At 71.6% G+C, this 18,808-nt stretch carries 14 protein-coding genes and 2 tRNA genes; 10 read left to right on the top strand and 6 right to left on the bottom strand.

Annotation, left to right across the window (positions count from 1 at the left end; genetic code table 11):
* Positions 1 to 80 precede the first annotated feature (80 nt).
* From BF93_RS10065 to BF93_RS10080, 4 genes are all read right to left on the bottom strand, one after another.
* Positions 81 to 617, bottom strand: coding sequence for a methylated-DNA--[protein]-cysteine S-methyltransferase (locus BF93_RS10065; RefSeq protein ID WP_038372370.1), 537 nt, complete (start codon positions 615 to 617; stop codon positions 81 to 83).
* The gene (locus BF93_RS10070; protein ID WP_232226311.1) at positions 614 to 2,173 is read right to left on the bottom strand and encodes an AlkA N-terminal domain-containing protein; all 1,560 of its coding nucleotides are present in this window, start codon (positions 2,171 to 2,173) and stop codon (positions 614 to 616) included. The genes BF93_RS10065 and BF93_RS10070 overlap by 4 nt, the downstream gene beginning before the upstream one ends.
* Positions 2,174 to 2,272: 99 nt before the next feature.
* Complete coding sequence (locus BF93_RS10075; protein WP_232226312.1) at positions 2,273 to 3,595, bottom strand: glycoside hydrolase family 125 protein; 1,323 nt, start codon at positions 3,593 to 3,595, stop codon at positions 2,273 to 2,275.
* Positions 3,596 to 3,657: 62 nt separating this feature from the next.
* A tRNA-Gly gene (locus BF93_RS10080) sits at positions 3,658 to 3,728 on the bottom strand.
* A 191-nt stretch (positions 3,729 to 3,919) separates the two neighbouring features.
* Here BF93_RS10080 and BF93_RS10085 point away from each other — a divergent pair.
* Together BF93_RS10085 and tig are read left to right on the top strand one after the other, a co-directional pair.
* A tRNA-Pro gene (locus tag BF93_RS10085) sits at positions 3,920 to 3,993 on the top strand.
* Positions 3,994 to 4,075: 82 nt separating this feature from the next.
* A complete protein-coding gene (tig, locus tag BF93_RS10090; protein WP_038372373.1) occupies positions 4,076 to 5,587 on the top strand; it encodes a trigger factor in 1,512 nt (503 codons plus the stop codon).
* Between the two features lie 320 nt (positions 5,588 to 5,907).
* Here tig and BF93_RS10095 read toward each other — a convergent pair whose 3' ends face one another.
* Positions 5,908 to 6,717, bottom strand: coding sequence for a C40 family peptidase (locus tag BF93_RS10095; RefSeq protein ID WP_038372374.1), 810 nt, complete (start codon positions 6,715 to 6,717; stop codon positions 5,908 to 5,910).
* A 381-nt stretch (positions 6,718 to 7,098) separates the two neighbouring features.
* Here BF93_RS10095 and BF93_RS10100 point away from each other — a divergent pair, with 381 nt between their 5' ends.
* The 8 genes from BF93_RS10100 (at position 7,099) to BF93_RS19595 (ending at position 17,372) form a co-directional block, all read left to right on the top strand.
* Complete coding sequence (locus BF93_RS10100) at positions 7,099 to 7,758, top strand: ATP-dependent Clp protease proteolytic subunit (RefSeq protein ID WP_051486820.1); 660 nt, start codon at positions 7,099 to 7,101, stop codon at positions 7,756 to 7,758.
* Between the two features lie 28 nt (positions 7,759 to 7,786).
* On the top strand, positions 7,787 to 8,467 hold the full coding sequence (locus BF93_RS10105) for an ATP-dependent Clp protease proteolytic subunit (RefSeq protein WP_038372376.1): 681 nt from the start codon (positions 7,787 to 7,789) through the stop codon (positions 8,465 to 8,467).
* Positions 8,468 to 8,685: 218 nt separating this feature from the next.
* The gene (gene clpX / locus BF93_RS10110; protein ID WP_038372377.1) at positions 8,686 to 10,038 is read left to right on the top strand and encodes an ATP-dependent Clp protease ATP-binding subunit ClpX; all 1,353 of its coding nucleotides are present in this window, start codon (positions 8,686 to 8,688) and stop codon (positions 10,036 to 10,038) included.
* A gap of 10 nt (positions 10,039 to 10,048) precedes the next feature.
* Positions 10,049 to 10,354: a chorismate mutase gene (locus tag BF93_RS10115; protein ID WP_038372378.1), complete on the top strand. Its 306-nt coding sequence runs from the start codon at positions 10,049 to 10,051 to the stop codon at positions 10,352 to 10,354.
* A gap of 40 nt (positions 10,355 to 10,394) precedes the next feature.
* A complete protein-coding gene (gene fdh, locus BF93_RS10125) occupies positions 10,395 to 13,730 on the top strand; it encodes a formate dehydrogenase (protein ID WP_232226315.1) in 3,336 nt (1,111 codons plus the stop codon).
* Positions 13,730 to 14,779, top strand: a complete 1,050-nt coding sequence (locus BF93_RS10130) for a 4Fe-4S dicluster domain-containing protein (protein WP_038372381.1) — start codon at positions 13,730 to 13,732, stop codon at positions 14,777 to 14,779. The genes fdh and BF93_RS10130 overlap by 1 nt, the downstream gene beginning before the upstream one ends.
* Positions 14,776 to 15,897 (top strand): NrfD/PsrC family molybdoenzyme membrane anchor subunit, encoded by a 1,122-nt coding sequence (gene nrfD, locus BF93_RS10135; RefSeq protein ID WP_038372382.1) that lies wholly within the window; start codon positions 14,776 to 14,778, stop codon positions 15,895 to 15,897. Before BF93_RS10130 ends, nrfD begins: the two co-directional genes overlap by 4 nt.
* 563 nt (positions 15,898 to 16,460) lie before the next feature.
* Positions 16,461 to 17,372: a hypothetical protein gene (locus BF93_RS19595; RefSeq protein ID WP_156954117.1), complete on the top strand. Its 912-nt coding sequence runs from the start codon at positions 16,461 to 16,463 to the stop codon at positions 17,370 to 17,372.
* A 345-nt stretch (positions 17,373 to 17,717) separates the two neighbouring features.
* Here the strand turns inward: BF93_RS19595 and selD are convergent, their stop codons facing one another.
* On the bottom strand, positions 17,718 to 18,710 hold the full coding sequence (gene selD, locus BF93_RS10145; protein WP_038372385.1) for a selenide, water dikinase SelD: 993 nt from the start codon (positions 18,708 to 18,710) through the stop codon (positions 17,718 to 17,720).
* Positions 18,711 to 18,808: the final 98 nt, after the last annotated feature.

Here is an 18,808-nt window from a genome sequence, read left to right on the forward strand (position 1 = left end):
GGCCGCAGCGGCCGGTCGCGGCCAGGATCACGCCGCGGATCCGCGTGCGGGCGCCGCCGCCCCGGGGACGGGGCGCCCCGTCACTGCGGGAGCACGCCCTCCAGGGCCAGCAGCGCGCGCTTGGTCTCCACGCCGCCCGCATAGCCGGTCAGGGATCCGTCCGAGGCGAGCACCCGATGGCACGGCACCATGATCGAGATCGGGTTGGTGCCCACCGCCCGGCCCACCGCCTGCGCCGCGCGCGGGCGGCCGATGGCGCGGGCGATGGTGCCGTAGGTGGTGGTGCTGCCGCGCTCGATGGCGCGCAGCTGCTCCCACACCAGGTGCTGGAAGGCGGTGCCGCGGGGCGCCATGGGCAGGTCGAAGCGCTCGCGCTCGCCGGCGACGTAGGCCAGCAGCTGGTCGCGGGCCCGGCACAGGAGCGCGTCCTCGGGCGCCGCGGGGGAGCCCAGGCGCGGGGCCGCCGGGAAGTGCGCCTGCTCTTCGCGCCACACGCCGGTGACGGCATCGCCCTCCGCGGCGATGAGGTAGGTGCCCAGGGCCGTCGGGACCCGCAGGTGCCGGGCGGGGCCCGTCCCGGGGGCGACGGGCGTCGCGGGGTGGGTGTGGGGGCTCATGATGCGGTGTCCTTCCGTCGGGGCGACCGGGCGGGGAGCCCGGCCTGGTGGTGCCACAGGTGCAGGGTCGCGTAGGACCGCCAGGGGGAGGCGGCGTCCAGGAGCGCGGTGAGGGAGGGGTGGTCCTCGGCCAGGCCCAGATCGCGGGCCGCGGCGAGCAGGGCGACGTCGCGGGCGGGAGCGACATCGATCGCCCGCACCCCGCGCAGCAGCGCGTAGTCCGCGGTCCACGGGCCGACGCCGCGCAGCGCCAGGAGCTGCGCGCGCACCGCGCTCACCTCCGCCGCGGGATCGAGGTCCGCCTGCAGCGCGCCGATGAGGGCGGCACGCCGGGCGCCGGGGCCGCGGTACCACTGCTCCGCCGTCGCGGCGGCCTCGCGCGGGCGCAGGGGCAGGCGGTGCACGCCGCCGGTGCGCAGATGCTCCGGCAGCGGCTCCTCGCGGAGGTCGGTGGCGCGGGTGATCTGGTCGCGGGCCTGCACGGTGGTGATCTGCTGGCCGACGATCGCCCACAGCAGCGCCTCGGACAGGCTCGGGGTGCCCGGGATCCGCAGGCCCGGGCGGCGGGCCACCAGGTCGGCGAGCACGGGCTGGGCGGCCACGAGACCGGCATCGATCCCGTGCGGATCCGCGTCCAGGTCCAGCAGGCGGCGCACCAGGCCGATGGCCGCGGAGTAGTCGCGCAGGTCCGCCAGGCGCAGCACCAGCGTCAGCGGCCCGTCCTCGGCGCCGAGGTCGACCTGGAGCACGCCCGGGCCGTGGGCCAGGCGGACCGCGCGGGTCCAGACGGTGCCGACGACCTCCTCGACCCCCGGCACGGCGCGCACCGCGAACCACGCCGCGAGTCCGGCGCCGTCGAAGGGGCGCCGCACCGCCAGGCGCGCGGTGAGCACGGCGGCGCTCCCGTCGGCGCCATGGCCGGCGTCCTCGGGGCCGGCGGCTGCCGGCCCGGCCCCCTCGGGGGCGGCCCCGGGGCGACCGGCGCCGCGGCGCCGGGGGACGGCGCGCTCGCGCACCACCGACGGGGCGTGCCCGAAGATCTGCGTGAACGTCTCGTGGAACTGCCGTTCGCTGCCGAACCCCGCGGCATGGGCGATCTGCGCGAGCGGGAGCTGCGAGCCGGCGACCAGGTCGTGGGCGCGGCGCGCCCGTCGGATCCGGGCGTGGGCCAGGGCTCCGGCGCCGGTGCGGCGCACCAGGGCGCGGTGCAGGGTCCGCTCCGAGACCGCCAGGCGCGCGGCGAGGGCGGGGACGCTGCCCCCGTCGTCCAGCGCCCCCTCGTCGATGAGGCGCAGGGCGCGCTCGGCGAGGCTCCCGGCGGGGTCGTCGTCGGGGCTGCCGGGCGGGGCCATCGGCCCGCACCGCTTGCAGGCGCGATAGCCGGCCGCGACCGCGGCCGCGGCGGAGGGCGCGAACTCCACCCCGGTGCGCTGCGGGGTGCGCGCAGGACAGGAGGGGCGGCAGAAGATCCCCGTCGACCGGACGCAGGTGAAGAACATGCCGTCGAACCGCGTGTCGCGGCTGCGGATCGCGGCGTAGCGTTCGTCATCGGTCATCGGGTGCATGGCACCAGTGAACCCCGCTGCGGCCTCCGGCACCAGCGGGATTCGGACAGGGTGGCCGGTCACCCTCGATACGGGCGACCGGGGCGCGGATCAGCGGCGGGCGGCCTGCGCGTCCTCGACGACCTGCAGCGCGAGCTCGCAGAACATCGAGTCCGCCCACGAGAACCAGGGGCGGGAGAACTTCGTGGGGTCCGAGGCGTGGAAGGACTCGTGGATGTTGCCGGTGCCGGCATCGGTCGCGGCGATCAGCTCGAGCGTGCGCGGCCGCTCCTCGGGCGCCCCGGTGAGCGCCTCGATCGCCAGGGCGATCGGCCAGACGTAGCCGGGCAGGGTGTGCGGGCTGCCGACGCCCGAGGCGACGGTGCCCTCGACGTAGAACGGGTTCGCCGGGCTGAGGATGAAGCGGCGCGTGGCCTCCCACACCGGTGCATCCATCACGTCGGGCGCGAACAGGGGCAGCGCCAGCAGCGAGGGCGTGTTGGCGTCGTCCATCAGCAGCGTGCCGCCCAGGCCGTCGACCTCGTAGGCGTAGATCCGCTCCCCGGCCGGGCCCCCGACCACGCCGTGCTGCGCGACGCCGTCGACCAGCTCCTGCGAGAGGGCGCGGGCATCGGCCGCCAGGGCGGCATCGGCCAGGGCCTCCTCGGCGATCTCCGCGATCCCGCGCAGCGCCTGCGCGGCCAGGAGGTTGCCGGGGATGTTGTAGTGGAAGGTGCAGGCGTCGTCCGAGGGCCGGAAGCCGCTCCAGGTCATGCCGGTGAAGGCCGTCGGCGTGCCCCGGCCCTCGCGGGTGAGGGACTCGGTGGGCAGCGGGGAGGGGCGCACGAAGCGGTAGGAGGAGTCCTCGTGCCGCTGCTCCCGGCGCAGCTGCGCGACGATCCGGGCCAGCACCTCGTGCACGGGGCCCTCGAGCACGTCGGTGCGGCCCGTGGCGCGCCAGATCCCATGGGCCAGGACCACCGGGTAGGCGAGGGAGTCGATCTCGTACTTCTGCTCCCACACGTGCGGGTCGGTGCACAGGTCCCGCGGCTCGTGGTGCCCGCCGGTGGGCCCGTCGTTGAAGGCGTTCGCGTAGGTGTCGTGGGACAGGCACGCGAACTGGCGGCGCACCACCGCGGCGACCAGGTCGGCCAGCGGCGCGCAGCCCTCCAGCAGGCGCAGGTACGGGGTGAGCTGGGTGGTCGAGTCGCGCAGCCACATCGCCGGGATGTCACCGGTGATCACGAAGGCGCTGCCGTCCTCGCCGAGGGTGATGGTGTCGGTGAGGGTGCGCAGCAGGGCGCGCTCGACCATGTCGCCGATCCGCTGCCCGCTCACCTCCCGGACCTGCGCGGCGGCCTCGCGGACCACCTCGAGGATCTGCGGATCGACGGAATACGGGGTGCGCGGGGCGGCGGTGCTCTGCGAGGTCACGGAAGACATCCTGGAAGTCGGGGCTGGATGCGAAAAACGCCCTGTGACCAGGGCGTTCGCAGAGCGGATGACGGGAATCGAACCCGCGTAATCAGTTTGGAAGACTGAGGCTCTACCATTGAGCTACATCCGCGCGGGCGCTTCGGACCGGTCGATGCCCCACGGGCGGGACTTCTCGCGGCGAGGACGCCAGCGACCATTCAACCAGATCATCGGCGGGAAGGCACCTCCGCGCGGCGCCGATGGACATGGTGCCTGTCACACGGGGCGGACTGTCCTGCGTGCCCCCGAGCCGGTGCGGGTAAGCTCTGGTGGGTTGCCCTACGGGGTGTAGCTCAGTTTGGTAGAGCACCCGCTTTGGGAGCGGGAAGTCGCAGGTTCAAATCCTGTCACCCCGACTCGCGACCGGGACCGCGTGCCCGTCTCCCCCCTCGCGACAACTGACCATCCGACAATCAACGTCACTCAGGAGACTTGCCAGTGAAGACCGCTGTCGAGAAGCTCAGCCCGACCCGCGTCAAGCTCAACGTCGAGGTCCCCTTCGACGAGCTGAAGCCGGCCATCGAGGCTGCCACCAAGAAGATCGCAGGCCAGGTGCAGATCCCGGGCTTCCGCAAGGGCAAGATCCCCGCCGCTGTCGTCGAGCAGCGCTTCGGCCGCCCGGCGATCCTGCAGGAGGCGGTCAACGACTCGCTGCCGACCTTCTACCAGCAGGCCGCCGCCGAGGCCGAGATCAAGCCCGCCGGCCGCCCCGAGGTCGAGGTCACCGAGGTTCCCGGCCTGGACGGCTCCGAGGACGGCAACCTCGTCTTCGTCGTCGAGCAGGACGTGCGCCCCAAGATCAGCCTCCCCGATTTCACCGACTACACCGTCGAGATCGAGGAGCCCGCGGTCGACGACGACGCCGTGCAGGTCCGTCTCGACCAGCTCCGCGAGCGCTTCGGCACCCTCGTGGGCGTGGACCGTCCGGCCGAGGACGGCGACTTCGTGTCCCTGGACATGAAGGCCGTCATCGGCGAGGAGGAGATCGAGTCCGTCGAGGGCGTCTCCTACCGCATCGGCGAGGGCAACATGCTCGAGGGCCTGGACGAGGCGCTCATCGGCCTCTCCGCCGGCGAGACCACCACCTTCGTCTCGAAGCTCGCCGGCGGCGAGCACCAGGGCGAGGAGGCCGACGTCACCGTCACGCCCCAGTCCGTGAAGGTCCGCGAGCTGCCCGAGGCCGACGACGAGTTCGCCGAGCTCGCCTCCGAGTTCGACACCATCGACGAGCTCAAGGCCGATCTGCGCGCCCAGGCCGAGAAGGACGCCGCGGGCAACCGCGTCTCCCTCGCCCGCAACGCCCTGCTCGAGAAGCTCCTCGAGGAGCTCGACGTGCCGGTGCCCGAGTCCCTCATCGAGGACGAGGTCAACTCCCACCTGGAGAACGAGGGCAAGGAGCCCGGCGATCCCCACGGCGAGGAGATCCGCGAGGACACCACCAAGGCGATCCGCGCGCAGTTCGTGCTCGACGCCCTGAACGAGACCCGCGAGGTCCAGGTCGGCCAGGACGACCTCATGAGCTACCTGAGCCAGCTCTCCGCGCAGTACGGCGTCGAGCCCAACCAGTTCATCCAGATGCTCGCGCAGTCCGGCCAGATCGAGCAGATCTTCGGCGAGGTGCAGCGCTCCAAGGCCCTCGAGGTCGCGCTCGCCGACGTCACCGTCAAGAACACCGACGGCGAGGTCCTCGACCTCGGCCTGACGACCGCGTCCGAGGAGTCCGAGGACGAGGACGCCGCGTCCGAGGCTCCCGCGGCCGATGAGGCCCCCGAGGCCGAGGCGGAGACCGCCGAGGTCGCCGAGGAGAAGCCGGCCGCCAAGAAGGCTCCGGCCAAGAAGTCGCCCGCCAAGAAGGCTCCGGCGAAGAAGGCCCCCGCCAAGAAGGCTCCGGCCAAGAAGACGGCTGCGGCGTCCGAGGACGCCCCGGCCGAGGAGACCCCCGAGGCCTGATCCCTCGAGCCGTTCCCGGGCCTCGCCCCGAGAACCCTCCGCGCGACGGCGCGGCGACCCCCGGGTCGCCGCGCCGTTCTGCATGGTCGGCCGGGTCGGGAGCGCGGGAGCGCGAGACCGCAGGTGCGGGAGCACGGGTGCGGGAGCGCGGGCGGCCGGGGCGCGGGCGGCCGGGGCGCGGCGGGCCGCACCATGGGCGGCCGCCCCGGCGGTGTGCGGGGGGACGGGGCTCCGAGGGCGGGACGCACGAAGGGCGCCCCTCCTGGAGGAGGGACGCCCTGTGCGTCGTGCTGGCGGTGCTGCGCCGGGGCGGCGACCGATCAGCGGTAGGTCACGAAGGAGGGGCTGCCCCAGATGGTGCGCTCGGAGACGGAGCCCTTGGAGGAGCCCGCGTCGACGACCTTGTTGTCGCCGGCGTAGATGCCCACGTGCCCGGACCACACCACGAGGTCGCCGGGGCGCGCCTCGGACTTCGAGATGCGGGTGCCGCCCGCGGCCTGGGCGCTGGAGGTGCGCGGCAGGTCGATGCCGACCTTGGAGTAGACGTAGCTGGTCAGGCCCGAGCAGTCGAAGCCGCTGGGGGAGCTGCCGGCGTAGCTGTAGTTCACGCCGATGTACTGGCGGGCGATGTTCACGATCGAGGAGCCGGAGGTGCTCGAGGAGGAGCTGGAGCTCGAGGTGGAGCCGGAGTCCGAGGAGCCGCCGTTGAGGGAGGCGCGGGTCTGGGGGCCGACGCGGCCGTCGACCTGCAGGCCGTTGTCGCGCTGGTAGTCGACGACGGCGGCGTGGGTGCGGGGGCCGAACTTGCCGTCGACCGCGAGGCCGGCGCCGTGGTCGTTGAGCAGCTGCTGCAGGTCCTCGACGCGATCGCCGCGCGAGCCCTGGTACAGGGTGCTGCCGGAGGAGAGGGAGGCCGTCGCGACCGGGGTCACGGGGGCGGCCGGGGTCACGGCGGTGACGTCCGCGGGAGCGGCGGGGGCCGCCGGGGCGGCGGAGGCGCCCTGCGCGGCGAAGGCGGAGCCGACGACCACGGTGCCCAGCATCGCCGCGCCGCCGATGCCCTTGTAGGCGAGGCGCGCGGCCCCGTTCACGGGCCGACCGGGAGCGCGGTGGGAGTTGTGCTTGGCCATGTTCGGATTCCTTCCATACCGTCCGCCGAGACGAACGGCGGTACCTCTTCACGATCTGTGTCCAGGGGGTCTGCGGCGCGGCCATCTGGTCCTGTGCGGCACCGGCTTACGCTCGACAACGCTAGGGGGAGGGGTGGGGACGGCCAATGGTCCTGAACAGAGACGGCAGGGATCTTGACCCTGTCTTGACCGCGTCGGGCAATCCCTTACCCAACGGCGGAGAGGCTTCACGTCACCTCGACCCTTTCGAGTGACCTGGGTCACGCCGTAGGCCCGCCGATGGGGGTGCCGCGGTGTGCGCCTGCGGCGAACAGGGCACCGGTGCGGTGCGCCGACCCCCTAGAGTCGAGGCATCGAGACACCTTCACTGAGGAGTGATCCATGACCTCGCAGCCTCGCAGCGCCTCCGGCGACACGCCGATGGGCCTCGACGACAACGTCTACCAGCGCCTGCTCAAGGAGCGCATCATCTGGCTCGGGTCGGAGGTCCGCGACGACAACGCCAACGCCATCTGCGCGAAGATGCTGCTGCTCGCGGCCGAGGACCCCGAGAAGGACATCTACCTCTACATCAACAGCCCCGGCGGCTCCATCACCGCGGGCATGGCCATCTACGACACGATGCAGTACATCCAGCCGGACGTCGTGACCGTGGCGATGGGCATGGCCGCCTCGATGGGCCAGTTCCTGCTGTCCTCGGGCACCAAGGGCAAGCGCTACGCCACCGCCAACGCGCGGGTGCTCATGCACCAGCCGCTGGGCGGCCTGGGCGGCACCGCGAGCGAGATCAAGATCCAGGCGGACCTGATCCTCTCCATGAAGCGCCAGCTGGCGAGCCTGATCGCGGAGCAGACGGGCAAGAGCGTCGAGCAGATCACCGCGGACTCGGACCGCGACAACTGGTTCACCGCGCAGGAGGCCCTCGAGTACGGCTTCATCGACAAGATCGTCGACACCGCCCACGACGTCACCGGCGGCGGCGGCACCGAGGACGGGCCGTCCGGCAGCGCCGGGTCCGGCGACGACGCATCCGGCAACTGAGCACGAAGCAGACCTGAGGAGACCTTCCATGACCTTCGACCCCCGCTTCGCCGCCGGATACGGCATGGCCGACCGCGCCATCGCCCCGTCGGCCCGCTACGTGCTCCCGCAGTACGAGGAGCGCACCGCCTACGGCTTCAAGCGCCAGGACCCCTACACCAAGCTGTTCGAGGACCGCATCATCTTCCTGGGCGTCCAGGTGGACGACGCCTCGGCCGACGATGTGATGGCCCAGCTGCTCGTGCTCGAGTCCCAGGACCCCGACCGCGACATCACGCTGTACATCAACAGCCCCGGCGGCTCCTTCACGGCGCTGACCGCCATCTACGACACGATGCAGTACATCAAGCCGGACATCACCACGGTGTGCCTGGGCCAGGCGGCCTCCGCCGCCGCCGTGCTGCTCGCGGCCGGCACCCCGGGCAAGCGCCTGGCGCTGCCCAACGCCCGCATCCTTATCCACCAGCCCGCCATGGGCGGCCAGGGCGGCGGCCAGGCCTCGGACATCGAGATCCAGGCCAACGAGATCATGCGCATGCGCGACTGGCTCGAGAGCACGCTCGCCTTCCACACCAGCCGCAGCAAGGAGGAGATCAGCCGCGACATCGAGCGCGACAAGATCCTCACCGCGAGCGCCGCGCTCGACTACGGGCTGGTCGACCAGGTGCTCGATTCCCGCAAGGGCGTCCGTCCCCAGCTGAACGGCTGATCCGCCGGTCGGCGGCGGTCCGGGATCCTGGGCCGCCGCCGCCCTGCGCTCCTGCCGGGACGGGCCTGCGCCGCGGCCGATGCTCATCGGTCCGGCGCAGGCCCGGTTCCGGTCCGGACCACGGCGAGGGTCCCCCATCGGCGGACCGGCTCGGGGTACCGTGAACGGTGCGGCCGCCGGTCGCCCGGCCCGCACCCGCACGACGACGAAGGATGGTCATGGCGCGCACGAACGACGGTTCCGACGTGTTCAAGTGCTCCTTCTGCGGCAAGTCGCAGAAGCAGGTCGAACGGCTGATCTCCGGCCCCGGTGTGTTCATCTGCGAGGAATGCATCGAGCTGTGCAACGAGATCATCGCGGAGGAGAACCAGGCGGCCCAGTCCACGGAGGACGAGCAGGTCGAGCTGCCCCGCCCGCAGGAGATCTACGAGCACCTCGAGCAGTACGTGATCGGCCAGGACGCCGCCAAGCGGGCGCTCTCGGTGGCCGTCTACAACCATTACAAGCGCGTGCGGGCGCGCGAGGAGGCCGAGCGCGGCCCCGTCGCCGCCGCCCCCGCCTCCCGCGGCTCCTCGGCGTCCCGCTCCGCCGAGGTCGCGGAGGCCGTCGCCTCCGTGGAGGACGTCGAGGTCTCCAAGTCCAACGTGATGATCGTGGGGCCCACCGGCTGCGGCAAGACCTACCTCGCCCAGACCCTGGCCCGCCTGCTGGACGTGCCCTTCGCCATGGCCGATGCCACCGCCCTGACCGAGGCCGGGTATGTCGGCGAGGACGTCGAGAACATCCTGCTCAAGCTGCTGCAGGCCGCGGACTACGACGTCAAGAAGGCCGAGCGCGGCATCATCTACATCGACGAGGTCGACAAGATCGGCCGCAAGGCGGAGAACCCGTCGATCACCCGCGACGTCTCCGGCGAGGGCGTGCAGCAGGCGCTGCTGAAGATCCTCGAGGGGACGGTCGCCGCGGTCCCTCCGCAGGGCGGGCGCAAGCATCCGCACCAGGAGTTCATCCAGATCGACACGACGAACGTCCTGTTCATCGTGGCCGGCGCCTTCGCCGGCATCGAGGACATCATCGGCTCGCGGATCGGCAAGCGCGGCATCGGCTTCGGCGCGGAGCTGCACACCCCCCTCGAGCAGGCCGAGATCTACTCCGAGCTGGTCCCCGAGGACCTGCTCAAGTTCGGGCTGATCCCGGAGTTCATCGGCCGCCTGCCCGTGCTGACCAACGTCGTGAACCTCGACCGCCCCGCGCTCATCCAGATCCTCACCGAGCCGCGCAACGCGCTGGTCAAGCAGTACCAGAAGATGTTCGCGCTGGACGGCGTCGAGCTCGACTTCGAGCGCAGCGCCCTCGAGGCGATCGCCGACCGCGCGATCGATCGCGGCACCGGCGCGCGCGGGCTGCGGGCCATCCTCGAGGACACCCTGCAGCCGGTCATGTTCGAGGTCCCCTCGCGAGAGGACATCGCCAAGGTCGTCATCACCGAGGGCGTGGTGCGCGAGGGCCGGGCCCCGCTGATGGTCACCCGCGAGTCCCCGTCCGCGGGGCGCCGCGAGCAGAGCGCCTGAGGCCGGGACGATGGACGACGTGGAGCGCGCGCGGCAGATCCTCGCCGAGGAGCGCCAGAGCATCGACAACATCGATGCGGCCCTGGTGAACCTCCTCGCCGAGCGCTTCCGGCACACCCAGCGGGTGGGCCGGCTGAAGGCGGAGCACGGGCTGCCGCCGGCGGATCCCGCCCGCGAGCAGGACCAGGTGGCGCGGCTGAAGGCGCTCGCGAAGGAATCGGGCCTGGACCCGGTCTTCGCCGAGGCCTTCCTGCGCTTCATCGTCACCGAGGTGATCCGCCATCATGAGCAGCTGCGCCGCGACGACGGGGCCTGAGCGCCTGCGCGCGGCCGGTCCCGGCGCGTAGGATCAGGGCATGTCCCGCTTCAGTCCCCTCGAGTGGCCCGTGCTGCGCCAGCTGCGCGGCGCGGATCCGCTGGGACGCGGCTCCGCGGTGACCTCGGCGAGGACCCGCGCGACCACCCCGCGCACCGCCACCGCGGATCGGGTCGTCCGCAGCATCTGCCCGTACTGCGCGGTGGGCTGCGGCCAGCGCATCTTCGTCAAGGACGACAAGGTCGTCCAGATCGAGGGGGACCCGGACTCGCCGATCTCCCGCGGCCGGCTCTGCCCGAAGGGCGCCGCCAGCGAGCAGCTCGTGAACTTCCCGAACCGCGTGACGACGGTGCGCTACCGCGCGCCCCACGCGACGGACTGGCAGGACCTCGACCTCGACACCGCGCTGGACATGATCGCCGACCGCTTCCTGGAGGCGCGCCGCGCCCACTGGGAGGATCTCGACGAGAAGGGCCACCCGCTGCGGCGGACGATGGGCATCGCCAGCCTCGGCGGGGCGACCATCGACAACGAGGAGAACTACCTCGCCAAGAAGCTGTTCACCGCCGCGGGCGCGATCCAGATGGAGAACCAGGCCCGCATATGACACTCCGCCACGGTTCCCAGTCTGGGAGCCTCGTTCGGACGCGGCGGCGCCACCCAGTCCCTCCAGGACATGGCCAATGCCGATTGCATCATCGTCCAGGGCTCGAACATGGCCGAGGCGCACCCCGTGGGCTTCCAGTGGGTGATGGAGGCGAAGGCGCGCGGTGCACGGATCATCCATGTGGACCCGCGCTTCACCCGCACCACCGCCAATGCGGACAAGCACGTGCCCATCCGCGCCGGCAGCGACGTGGTGCTGCTGGGCGCGCTGATCAACCATGTGCTGACCGAGGAGCTGTGGTTCCGGGAGTACGTCCAGGCGTTCACGAACGCCTCGACGATCATCGATGAGCGGTATCAGGACCCGGAGGATCTGGACGGGCTGTTCTCCGGCTTCGACCCGGAGACCGGCCGCTACGACCCGGCCTCCTGGGCGTATCGCACGGCCCAGCCTGCGGACCCCTCGCACGCCCATGACGACGCCTCCCGCGGGGAGACCGCCGGCGCCGGCGGACCGCCGCTGGAGCGCGAGCCCGTCCAGCGCGACGAGACCCTGCAGGATCCGCGCTGCGTGCTGCAGATCCTGCGGCGCCACTACGCCCGCTACACCCCCGAGATGGTCGAGGAGGCCTGCGGGATCTCCCGGGAGGACTTCGCGTACCTGGCGCGCTCGATCGTGGAGAACTCCGGCCGCGAGCGCACCACCTGCTTCGCCTACGCGGTGGGCTGGACCCAGCACACCGGAGGGGCGCAGTTCATCCGCGCCGCCGCGATCCTGCAGCTGCTGATGGGCAACATGGGCCGGCCCGGCGGGGGCGTGATGGCGCTGCGCGGCCACGCCACCATCCAGGGATCCACGGACATCCCGACCCTGTTCAACCTGCTGCCCGGCTACCTGCCGATGCCGATGGCCGGCACCCACGACCGCTTCGAGGACTACGTGGAGAGCATCGGCACGAAGACCCAGAAGGGCTTCTGGGCCGATGCCGAGACCTACGCCGTCAACCTGCTGAAGGCCTGGTGGGGCGATGCCGCCACGCCGGAGAACGACTGGGCCTTCGACTACCTGCCGCGCCTGACCGGCGCCCACGGCACCTATCAGACGATGATGGCGATGCTCGAGGGGAAGGTCGACGGGTTCTTCCTGCTGGGCCAGAACCCGGCGGTCGGCTCCGCCGACGGTCGCCTGCAGCGCCTCGCGATGAGCCACCTGAAGTGGATGGTCGTCCGCGACTTCTCGATGATCGAGTCGGCCACCTGGTGGAAGGAGGGGCCGGAGATCGAGAGCGGGGAGCTGCGCACCGAGGACATCGGCACCGAGGTCTTCTTCCTGCCCGCGGCCAACCACACGGAGAAGGCCGGCTCCTTCACGCAGACGCAGCGCCTGGTCCAATGGCGCCACCAGGCGGTGCCGCCGCCCGGGGACGCGGTCAGCGAGCTGCAGTTCCTCGTCGAGCTGGGGAACCGGATCCGCGAGCGCCTGGCCGGGTCCACCGATCCGCGGGATCGGCCGCTGCTGGATCTCACCTGGGACTACCCGATCGACGAGCACGGCGAGCCCGACCCCGAGTCGGTGCTGCGCGAGATCAACGGCTTCCACGTGAGCGGGCCCGACGCCGGCCGGCCGCTGAGCTCCTTCGCGCAGATGCGCCCGGACGGCTCGACCGCCGGCGGATGCTGGATCTACGCCGGCGTGTACGCCGACGGCGTCAACCAGGCCGCCCGGCGCCGGCCGGGGCAGGAGCAGGACGAGACCGCGGCCGAATGGGCGTGGGCATGGCCCGCCAACCGGCGGATCCTCTACAACCGGGCATCGGCCGATGCCGACGGCAGGCCCTGGTCCGAGCGCAAGAAGTACGTCTGGTGGGATGCGGAGCAGGGGCGCTGGACCGGCCGCGACGTGCCCGACTTCCCGGTGACGAAGGAGCCGCACGACGAGGGCGATCCCGAGGCGGGCGGCGCCGCGGGCCTCTCGGGCAGCGACGCGTTCATCATGCAGTCCGACGGTCGCGGCTGGCTGTTCGCGCCCTCCGGCCTGGTCGACGGCCCGCTGCCCACGCACTACGAGCCCGTCGAGTCCTCGATCCCGAACCCGCTCTACGACCAGCAGGCCAACCCCACCCGCGTCTCCTTCCGCAGCGACCTCGCGATGAACGCCCCGGGGGTGGACGGCCTGGGTGGGGCCGCGGAGGTGTACCCGTACGTGTTCACCACCTACCGCGTGACCGAGCACCACACCGCCGGAGGCATGAGCCGCTTCCTGCCCTACCTCTCCGAGCTGCAGCCCGAGCTGTTCTGCGAGGTCTCGCCGGAGCTCGCCGAGATCGTGGGCCTGGAGCCCTACGGCTGGGCGACCATCGTCTCGCCGCGCTCGGCGATCGAGGCGAGGGTGCTGGTCACCCGGCGCATGCGGCCGCTGCCGATCGCCGGGCGGACGGTCCACCAGATCGGCCTGCCCTACCACTGGGCCCGCGGCAGCGAGGCCGTGGTCGAGGGGGACAGCGTCAACGACCTGATCGGCCTGAACCTCGACGCGAACACGCAGATCCAGAACTCCAAGGTCACCGCGTGCGCGATCCGTCCCGGTCGCCGCCCGCGCGGCCCGGCGCTCGCCGAGCTCGTCGCCGAGCACCAGCGGCGCGCCGGGATCGATGCGGACACCGGAGATGAGAAGGTGACCATCCCGCCGCCCGCGCAGCGACGGGTGCACGTGCCGGGGGAGGCCCCGGCGCCGCCCACCGAAGACCCCACCGAGGAGGAGGACCGCTGATGGGACTGCCCTCCGAGCACGAGGACACCGGAGCCGGCGCCGGCTGGGGCCACAGCCACGAGCGCAAGGGCTTCTTCACCGACACGTCGATCTGCATCGGCTGCAAGGCCTGCGAGGTCGCCTGCAAGGAGTGGAACCGCAATCCCCAGGACGGCGACCTCGAGATCCTCGGCTCGTCGTACGACAACACCGGCTCCCTCGGCGCGAACACCTGGCGGCACGTGGCCTTCATCGAGCAGGACCAGGAGCGCATCGAGCAGGCCCGCGAATCCGGTCGCCGTCTGGTGGGCCTGGGCATGCCCGGCATCGGACCGAGGTCCGGGGCCGATGCCCCCGCCGGCGCAGGGGGCTGCGGGTCCGGCTGCGGCTCCCGCCCCGGGGCCGACGGCGAGCCGGGCGCGGCGGACCGCACCCCGCCGGACACCCCGGAGTTCCGCTGGCTCATGTCCTCGGACGTGTGCAAGCACTGCACCCGCGCCGGCTGCCTGGACGTCTGCCCCACCGGCGCGCTGATGCGCACCGAGTTCGGGACCGTGGTGGTGCAGTCGGACATCTGCAACGGGTGCGGGACCTGCGTGGGCGGCTGCCCCTTCGGCGTGATCGAGCGGCGCGACGACGGCACCATCTCCGCGAAGGGAGACCGCGGCCGCGTCGAGCAGGACGTCCCCCACCACGGCACCGCCAACAAGTGCACGCTCTGCTACGACCGTCTCGTGGACGGGCAGACCCCGGCCTGCGCGCAGACCTGCCCCACCACGTCCATCCGGTTCGGAGACCGCGCGGACATGGTCGACGAGGCCGCATCGCGGGTGCGCCAGCTGCACGATCGCGGCATGACCGAGGCCCGCCTGTACGGCGCCAACGGGAACGACGGCGTGGGCGGCACCGGGTCGGTGTTCCTGCTGCTGGACGAGCCGGAGGTCTACGGCCTCCCGCCGGACCCGCAGGTCCCCACCGCCCAGCTGCCGGCCATGTTCCGCACCGCGGGCATCGCCGCCGCCGGGATGATCGCCGCCACCGCCCTCGCCTTCCTCGGAGGACGCCGATGACCCACTCCGCCTTCGACGGCTACCGGCCGCCCGAGCCCCCGCGGGGCCGGCGCCGCCGCCGGCGCGACGGCGACCGGTCTCCGGCGCGCCGCCGCGGCCTCGGCGCCCTCGGAACCGGCGACGGCGGCCGCGAGATGCCGATGGTCGAGGACGTCGAGTTCTCCTCCTACTACGGCCGGCCCGTCGTCAAGGCCCCGCCGTGGGGCGCGCCCATCGGGCTGTACCTGTTCGTCGGCGGCGTCGCCGGGGCATCGGCCCTGCTGGGCGCCGGGGCGGCGCTCACCGATCGCCCGGCGCTGCGCCGCAACGCCCGCCTGACGGCGCTGGCGGCCGTCGCCGTGGGCACTCCCGCGCTCATCGAGGACCTCGGGCGTCCCGAGCGCTTCCTGCACATGCTGCGGGTGATCAAGCCGACCTCGCCGATGAGCCTGGGCACCTGGATCCTGTCCGGGTTCGCCTCCGGGGCCGGGGTCGCGGCCGCCGCGGAGATCGATCGTCTGCTGGGGGAGCGGCTGCCGCTGGGCCCCCTGCGCCCGGTGCTGCGCCGCGCCGAGGGCCCCGCGGCAGCGGTCTCCACCGTGCTCGGGGCGCCGCTGGCCGCGTACACCGCCGTGCTGCTGGGCGACACCGCCGTGCCCACCTGGCAGGGCGCCCGCCGAGGCCTGCCCTTCGTGTTCGTCTCCTCTGCGGCCCTCGCCGCGAGCGGGATCGCGATGATCACGACCCCTGTCGCGCAGGCGGGCCCGGCGCGCGTGCTCGCGGTCCTCGGGGTCGCCGGAGACGTCGTCGCCATGCACAGGACCAAGGAATCGATGCACCCGCTGGAGGCGGAGCCGCTGGAGACGGGCGCCGCGGGCCGCAAGCTGCGCTGGGCCGAGCGCCTGGCGGTCGCCGGCGGCGTCGCGACCCTCCTGGGCGGCCGCAACCGGTGGATCGCCGCGGCCGGCGGCGCCGCCGTCGCGACGGCCTCGGCCCTGACCCGCTTCGGCGTGCTCGAGGCCGGCATCGAATCGGTCAAGGATCCGCGCCGCGTCATGATCCCGCAGCGCGAGCGCCTCGAGAAGCGCCGCGCGGAGGGCATCACCGACGACTCCATCACCACCGGCCCCGAGAGCTGACCGCCGGGCGTCGGTGCCGGGCGGGGCTTCCGGAGCGTTGGGCCGGAATCGTCAGAACTCCATCGATCAGATCGTTCCTGCAGGGATAGTCAGCCACGCCCACCATCGCGGTCAGCGGCTGGAAGGAACGAGGCTTCGCCTCGTCGAGAACGGGCCGGAACGCACAAGGTACTGCAGTGCGCAGGATTCTCCCTGGCGGGCGTAGCAGGTGTCTCTTGGGAAATAACTCCAGGTTAAAGGCGAATTATCGCGGTCCGCCACGGACGGCATTACTCGGGGTGGTCTAGGGAATCGAAGTGCCCACCAACAACTCGCACGGAAAGCGCATAATTCGTCGAGCGCGTGGAACCCCTCATGACAGCGTCGATCTCGCCATGTGCATCACACCTGGGGGCAGTCCAGGACTAGACTCTCGAGCCCGGGGGCTGTAACGTGGGTCACGCCATCCCTCCGGTCCCTCCTCCATGAAAGGCGCAACTCTCATGTCTCACGCACTTCCTCGCCCCCGAGTACTAACGGCATTCACTGCTGCGTTGGCGTCAATAGTTCTTGTCTCGTCCGGCATGGCCGCACCGAATGCCGCGGCGGACCCCAGTAGCCCTGAGGACCCCAACTCGTCAAGGGCGGGAATACCTACTGCGGGTCTCGGAAAACAGTCTACCAAGGCCATTGAAGCCATTAGCATTGTTCCAGGGATCGGCGAGAACGTATCCGCGAACGCCGACAATGTTAAAGTGGATTCACAAGAGCAGAAGGTAACTATTAAGGCTTCCGACGCAAGCGTCGTGACACTGGATCGTCGCGGGGGGTCGGCAAGTCGGGTAGAGAGCTCGGATGGGAATCACATACTCCTCGGTTCCGGCGAAAATGCCGATACGGTAATTCAGTCTCTCGACGGTGGCGGGAGAATTATAGAGGTGATGCATTCGGCCGATTCTCCAACGAGTTTTGAGTACGATCTTAGAGTAGATCCTACACTAGATGTCATTCCTCAAAGTGATGGATCGCTCGTTATCGGCACAGAGAACGACGGTATCCTGGAAATCGAGGCTGTGATCGGCGCGCCGTGGGCGGTGGATGCTGACGCCCATCCGATCCCTGTGTCCTATAAGTACTCGGACGGGTTGCTGGTCATGGAAGTCTCGGTCCCAGACGGGGCTGCGTTCCCGATCGTAGCAGATCCCACCGTCTCGGCTGGCGGCTTTAAGGCGGTGATGCCCTCGGGGAATTCGATGTACCCGCTGTATGTCTATCTAAACAAGGCGCGGACTGCCGACGCCGAGGATGTTGGTGCGGCCATTTGCATTGGAATTGCGTTCGTTCCGGTTGTGGGAGCCGTTGCGGCGGCAGTGTGTGGGCTTCACAACGCCGCAATCAGGGCAACGTCGCGATACGGGTACTGTCAGCTCTGGAAGATCGACCCCGTTAACCGGCGCATGATTGTCAGCCTCCATAAAACGAGCTGGTGCAAGTGATGGCATTCATGCTCATGGGGGTTGGAGTTGCAATATCTTCTGCCGTGGCTATGGGGGTTTCGGGTCGCAGGATTGGCCTAGCGACGTTTATGCTCCTCGGGGCAATCGCTGCAACCGTAGGATTGATGATCGATGGCCGAGCCGCCTTGGGGGAGATGGCACTCGGTCTGCTGGTGGGATTGCCCGCCCTGATTGGTGTCGGGGTGCACCAGCTGTACGCGTCCCAGCGCACCCGATCCGCTGCTCCGCCCCACGTGGACCGCGCATAGTCTCGAGAGGCTTCGTCTCGAGAGGCTTCCCGGCCGCGAACCTCGGCTGAGGCCAGGACCGGGCCGGGCGGCGCAGTCAGCGGATGCTGATCCCGGAGCCCGCGACGATCTCGCCGATCACCGGATAGCCGGGGACCTCCCCGACCACGAGCAGGCCGCCGGAGGTCTGGGCGTCGGCCAGGACCAGCAGATCGTCGTCGTCGATGCCCGGCCCCGGCGTCAGGTGCGGCCGCACCCAGTCGAGGTTCCGGCGGGTGCCGCCGGAGACGTAGCCCGCCGCGAGGGCATCGGCCGCCCCGTCGACCAGAGGCACGGCCGCGCGGTCGATCACCGCCCCGACGCCGGAGGCGCGGGCCATCTTGTGCAGGTGCCCCAGCAGGCCGAACCCGGTGACGTCCGTGGCGGCACGGGCGCCGGCGGCGAGGGCCGCCTGCGCGGCATCGCGGTTCAGCGCCGTCATCGTCGCGATCGCGGCGGGGAAGACCTCGCCGGTGGCCTTGTGCCGGTTGTTCAGCAGGCCCACGCCGATCGGCTTGGTGAGGGTCAGCGGCAGGCCCGGCCGCGCGGCGTCGTTGCGCAGCAGACGGTCCGGATGGGCGGTGCCGGTGACGGCCATGCCGTACTTCGGCTCGGGATCGTCCACCGAGTGCCCGCCGATGACGGGGACGCCGGCCTCCTGCGCGACGGCGAGCCCGCCGCGCAGCACCTCCTGCAGCAGCGCGTACGGGAGCACGTCGCGTGGCCAGCCGACCAGGTTGATCGCGACCACCGGGGTCCCGCCCATCGCGTACACGTCGGACAGGGCGTTGGCCGCGGCGATGCGGCCCCAGTCGAAGGGGTCGTCGACCACGGGGGTGAAGAAGTCGGCGGTGGACAGCACGGCGAGGTCCTCGCGCACCCGCACCGCCGCGGCGTCGTCCCCGTCCTCCAGGCCGACGACCACGGAGTCGAAGCGCTGGCCGGACAGCGCCGCGACCGCCTCCTCGAGCTCGCCCGGCGGGATCTTGCAGGCGCAGCCGCCGCCGTGGGCCATGCCCGTCAGCCGCACCGGCGGCGCGCCGCCGGGCATCGGGTCCGAGGGCGGGACGGGAGCCGAGGGGGAGGAGGGCGACGTGGATTCCGGGGCCATGGCCGCGAGTCTAGGCCAGCGACCTGGCCCGGGTCGCC

It is taken from the genome of Brachybacterium phenoliresistens, assembly GCF_000576425.1.
Lineage (GTDB): Bacteria > Actinomycetota > Actinomycetes > Actinomycetales > Dermabacteraceae > Brachybacterium > Brachybacterium phenoliresistens.

Coding starts and splice junctions, on each gene's coding strand:
- BF93_RS10100 (WP_051486820.1), top strand. CDS start 7,099: ATGACCTCGCAGCCTCGCAGCGCCTCCGGCGACACGCCGATGGGCCTC.
- BF93_RS10130 (WP_038372381.1), top strand. CDS start 13,730: ATGGGACTGCCCTCCGAGCACGAGGACACCGGAGCCGGCGCCGGCTGG.
- BF93_RS10070 (WP_232226311.1), bottom strand. CDS start 2,173: ATGACCGATGACGAACGCTACGCCGCGATCCGCAGCCGCGACACGCGG.
- BF93_RS10065 (WP_038372370.1), bottom strand. CDS start 617: ATGAGCCCCCACACCCACCCCGCGACGCCCGTCGCCCCCGGGACGGGC.
- selD (WP_038372385.1), bottom strand. CDS start 18,710: ATGCCCGGCGGCGCGCCGCCGGTGCGGCTGACGGGCATGGCCCACGGC.
- BF93_RS10115 (WP_038372378.1), top strand. CDS start 10,049: ATGGACGACGTGGAGCGCGCGCGGCAGATCCTCGCCGAGGAGCGCCAG.
- BF93_RS19595 (WP_156954117.1), top strand. CDS start 16,461: ATGGCCGCACCGAATGCCGCGGCGGACCCCAGTAGCCCTGAGGACCCC.
- BF93_RS10095 (WP_038372374.1), bottom strand. CDS start 6,717: ATGGCCAAGCACAACTCCCACCGCGCTCCCGGTCGGCCCGTGAACGGG.
- BF93_RS10105 (WP_038372376.1), top strand. CDS start 7,787: ATGACCTTCGACCCCCGCTTCGCCGCCGGATACGGCATGGCCGACCGC.
- nrfD (WP_038372382.1), top strand. CDS start 14,776: ATGACCCACTCCGCCTTCGACGGCTACCGGCCGCCCGAGCCCCCGCGG.
- clpX (WP_038372377.1), top strand. CDS start 8,686: ATGGCGCGCACGAACGACGGTTCCGACGTGTTCAAGTGCTCCTTCTGC.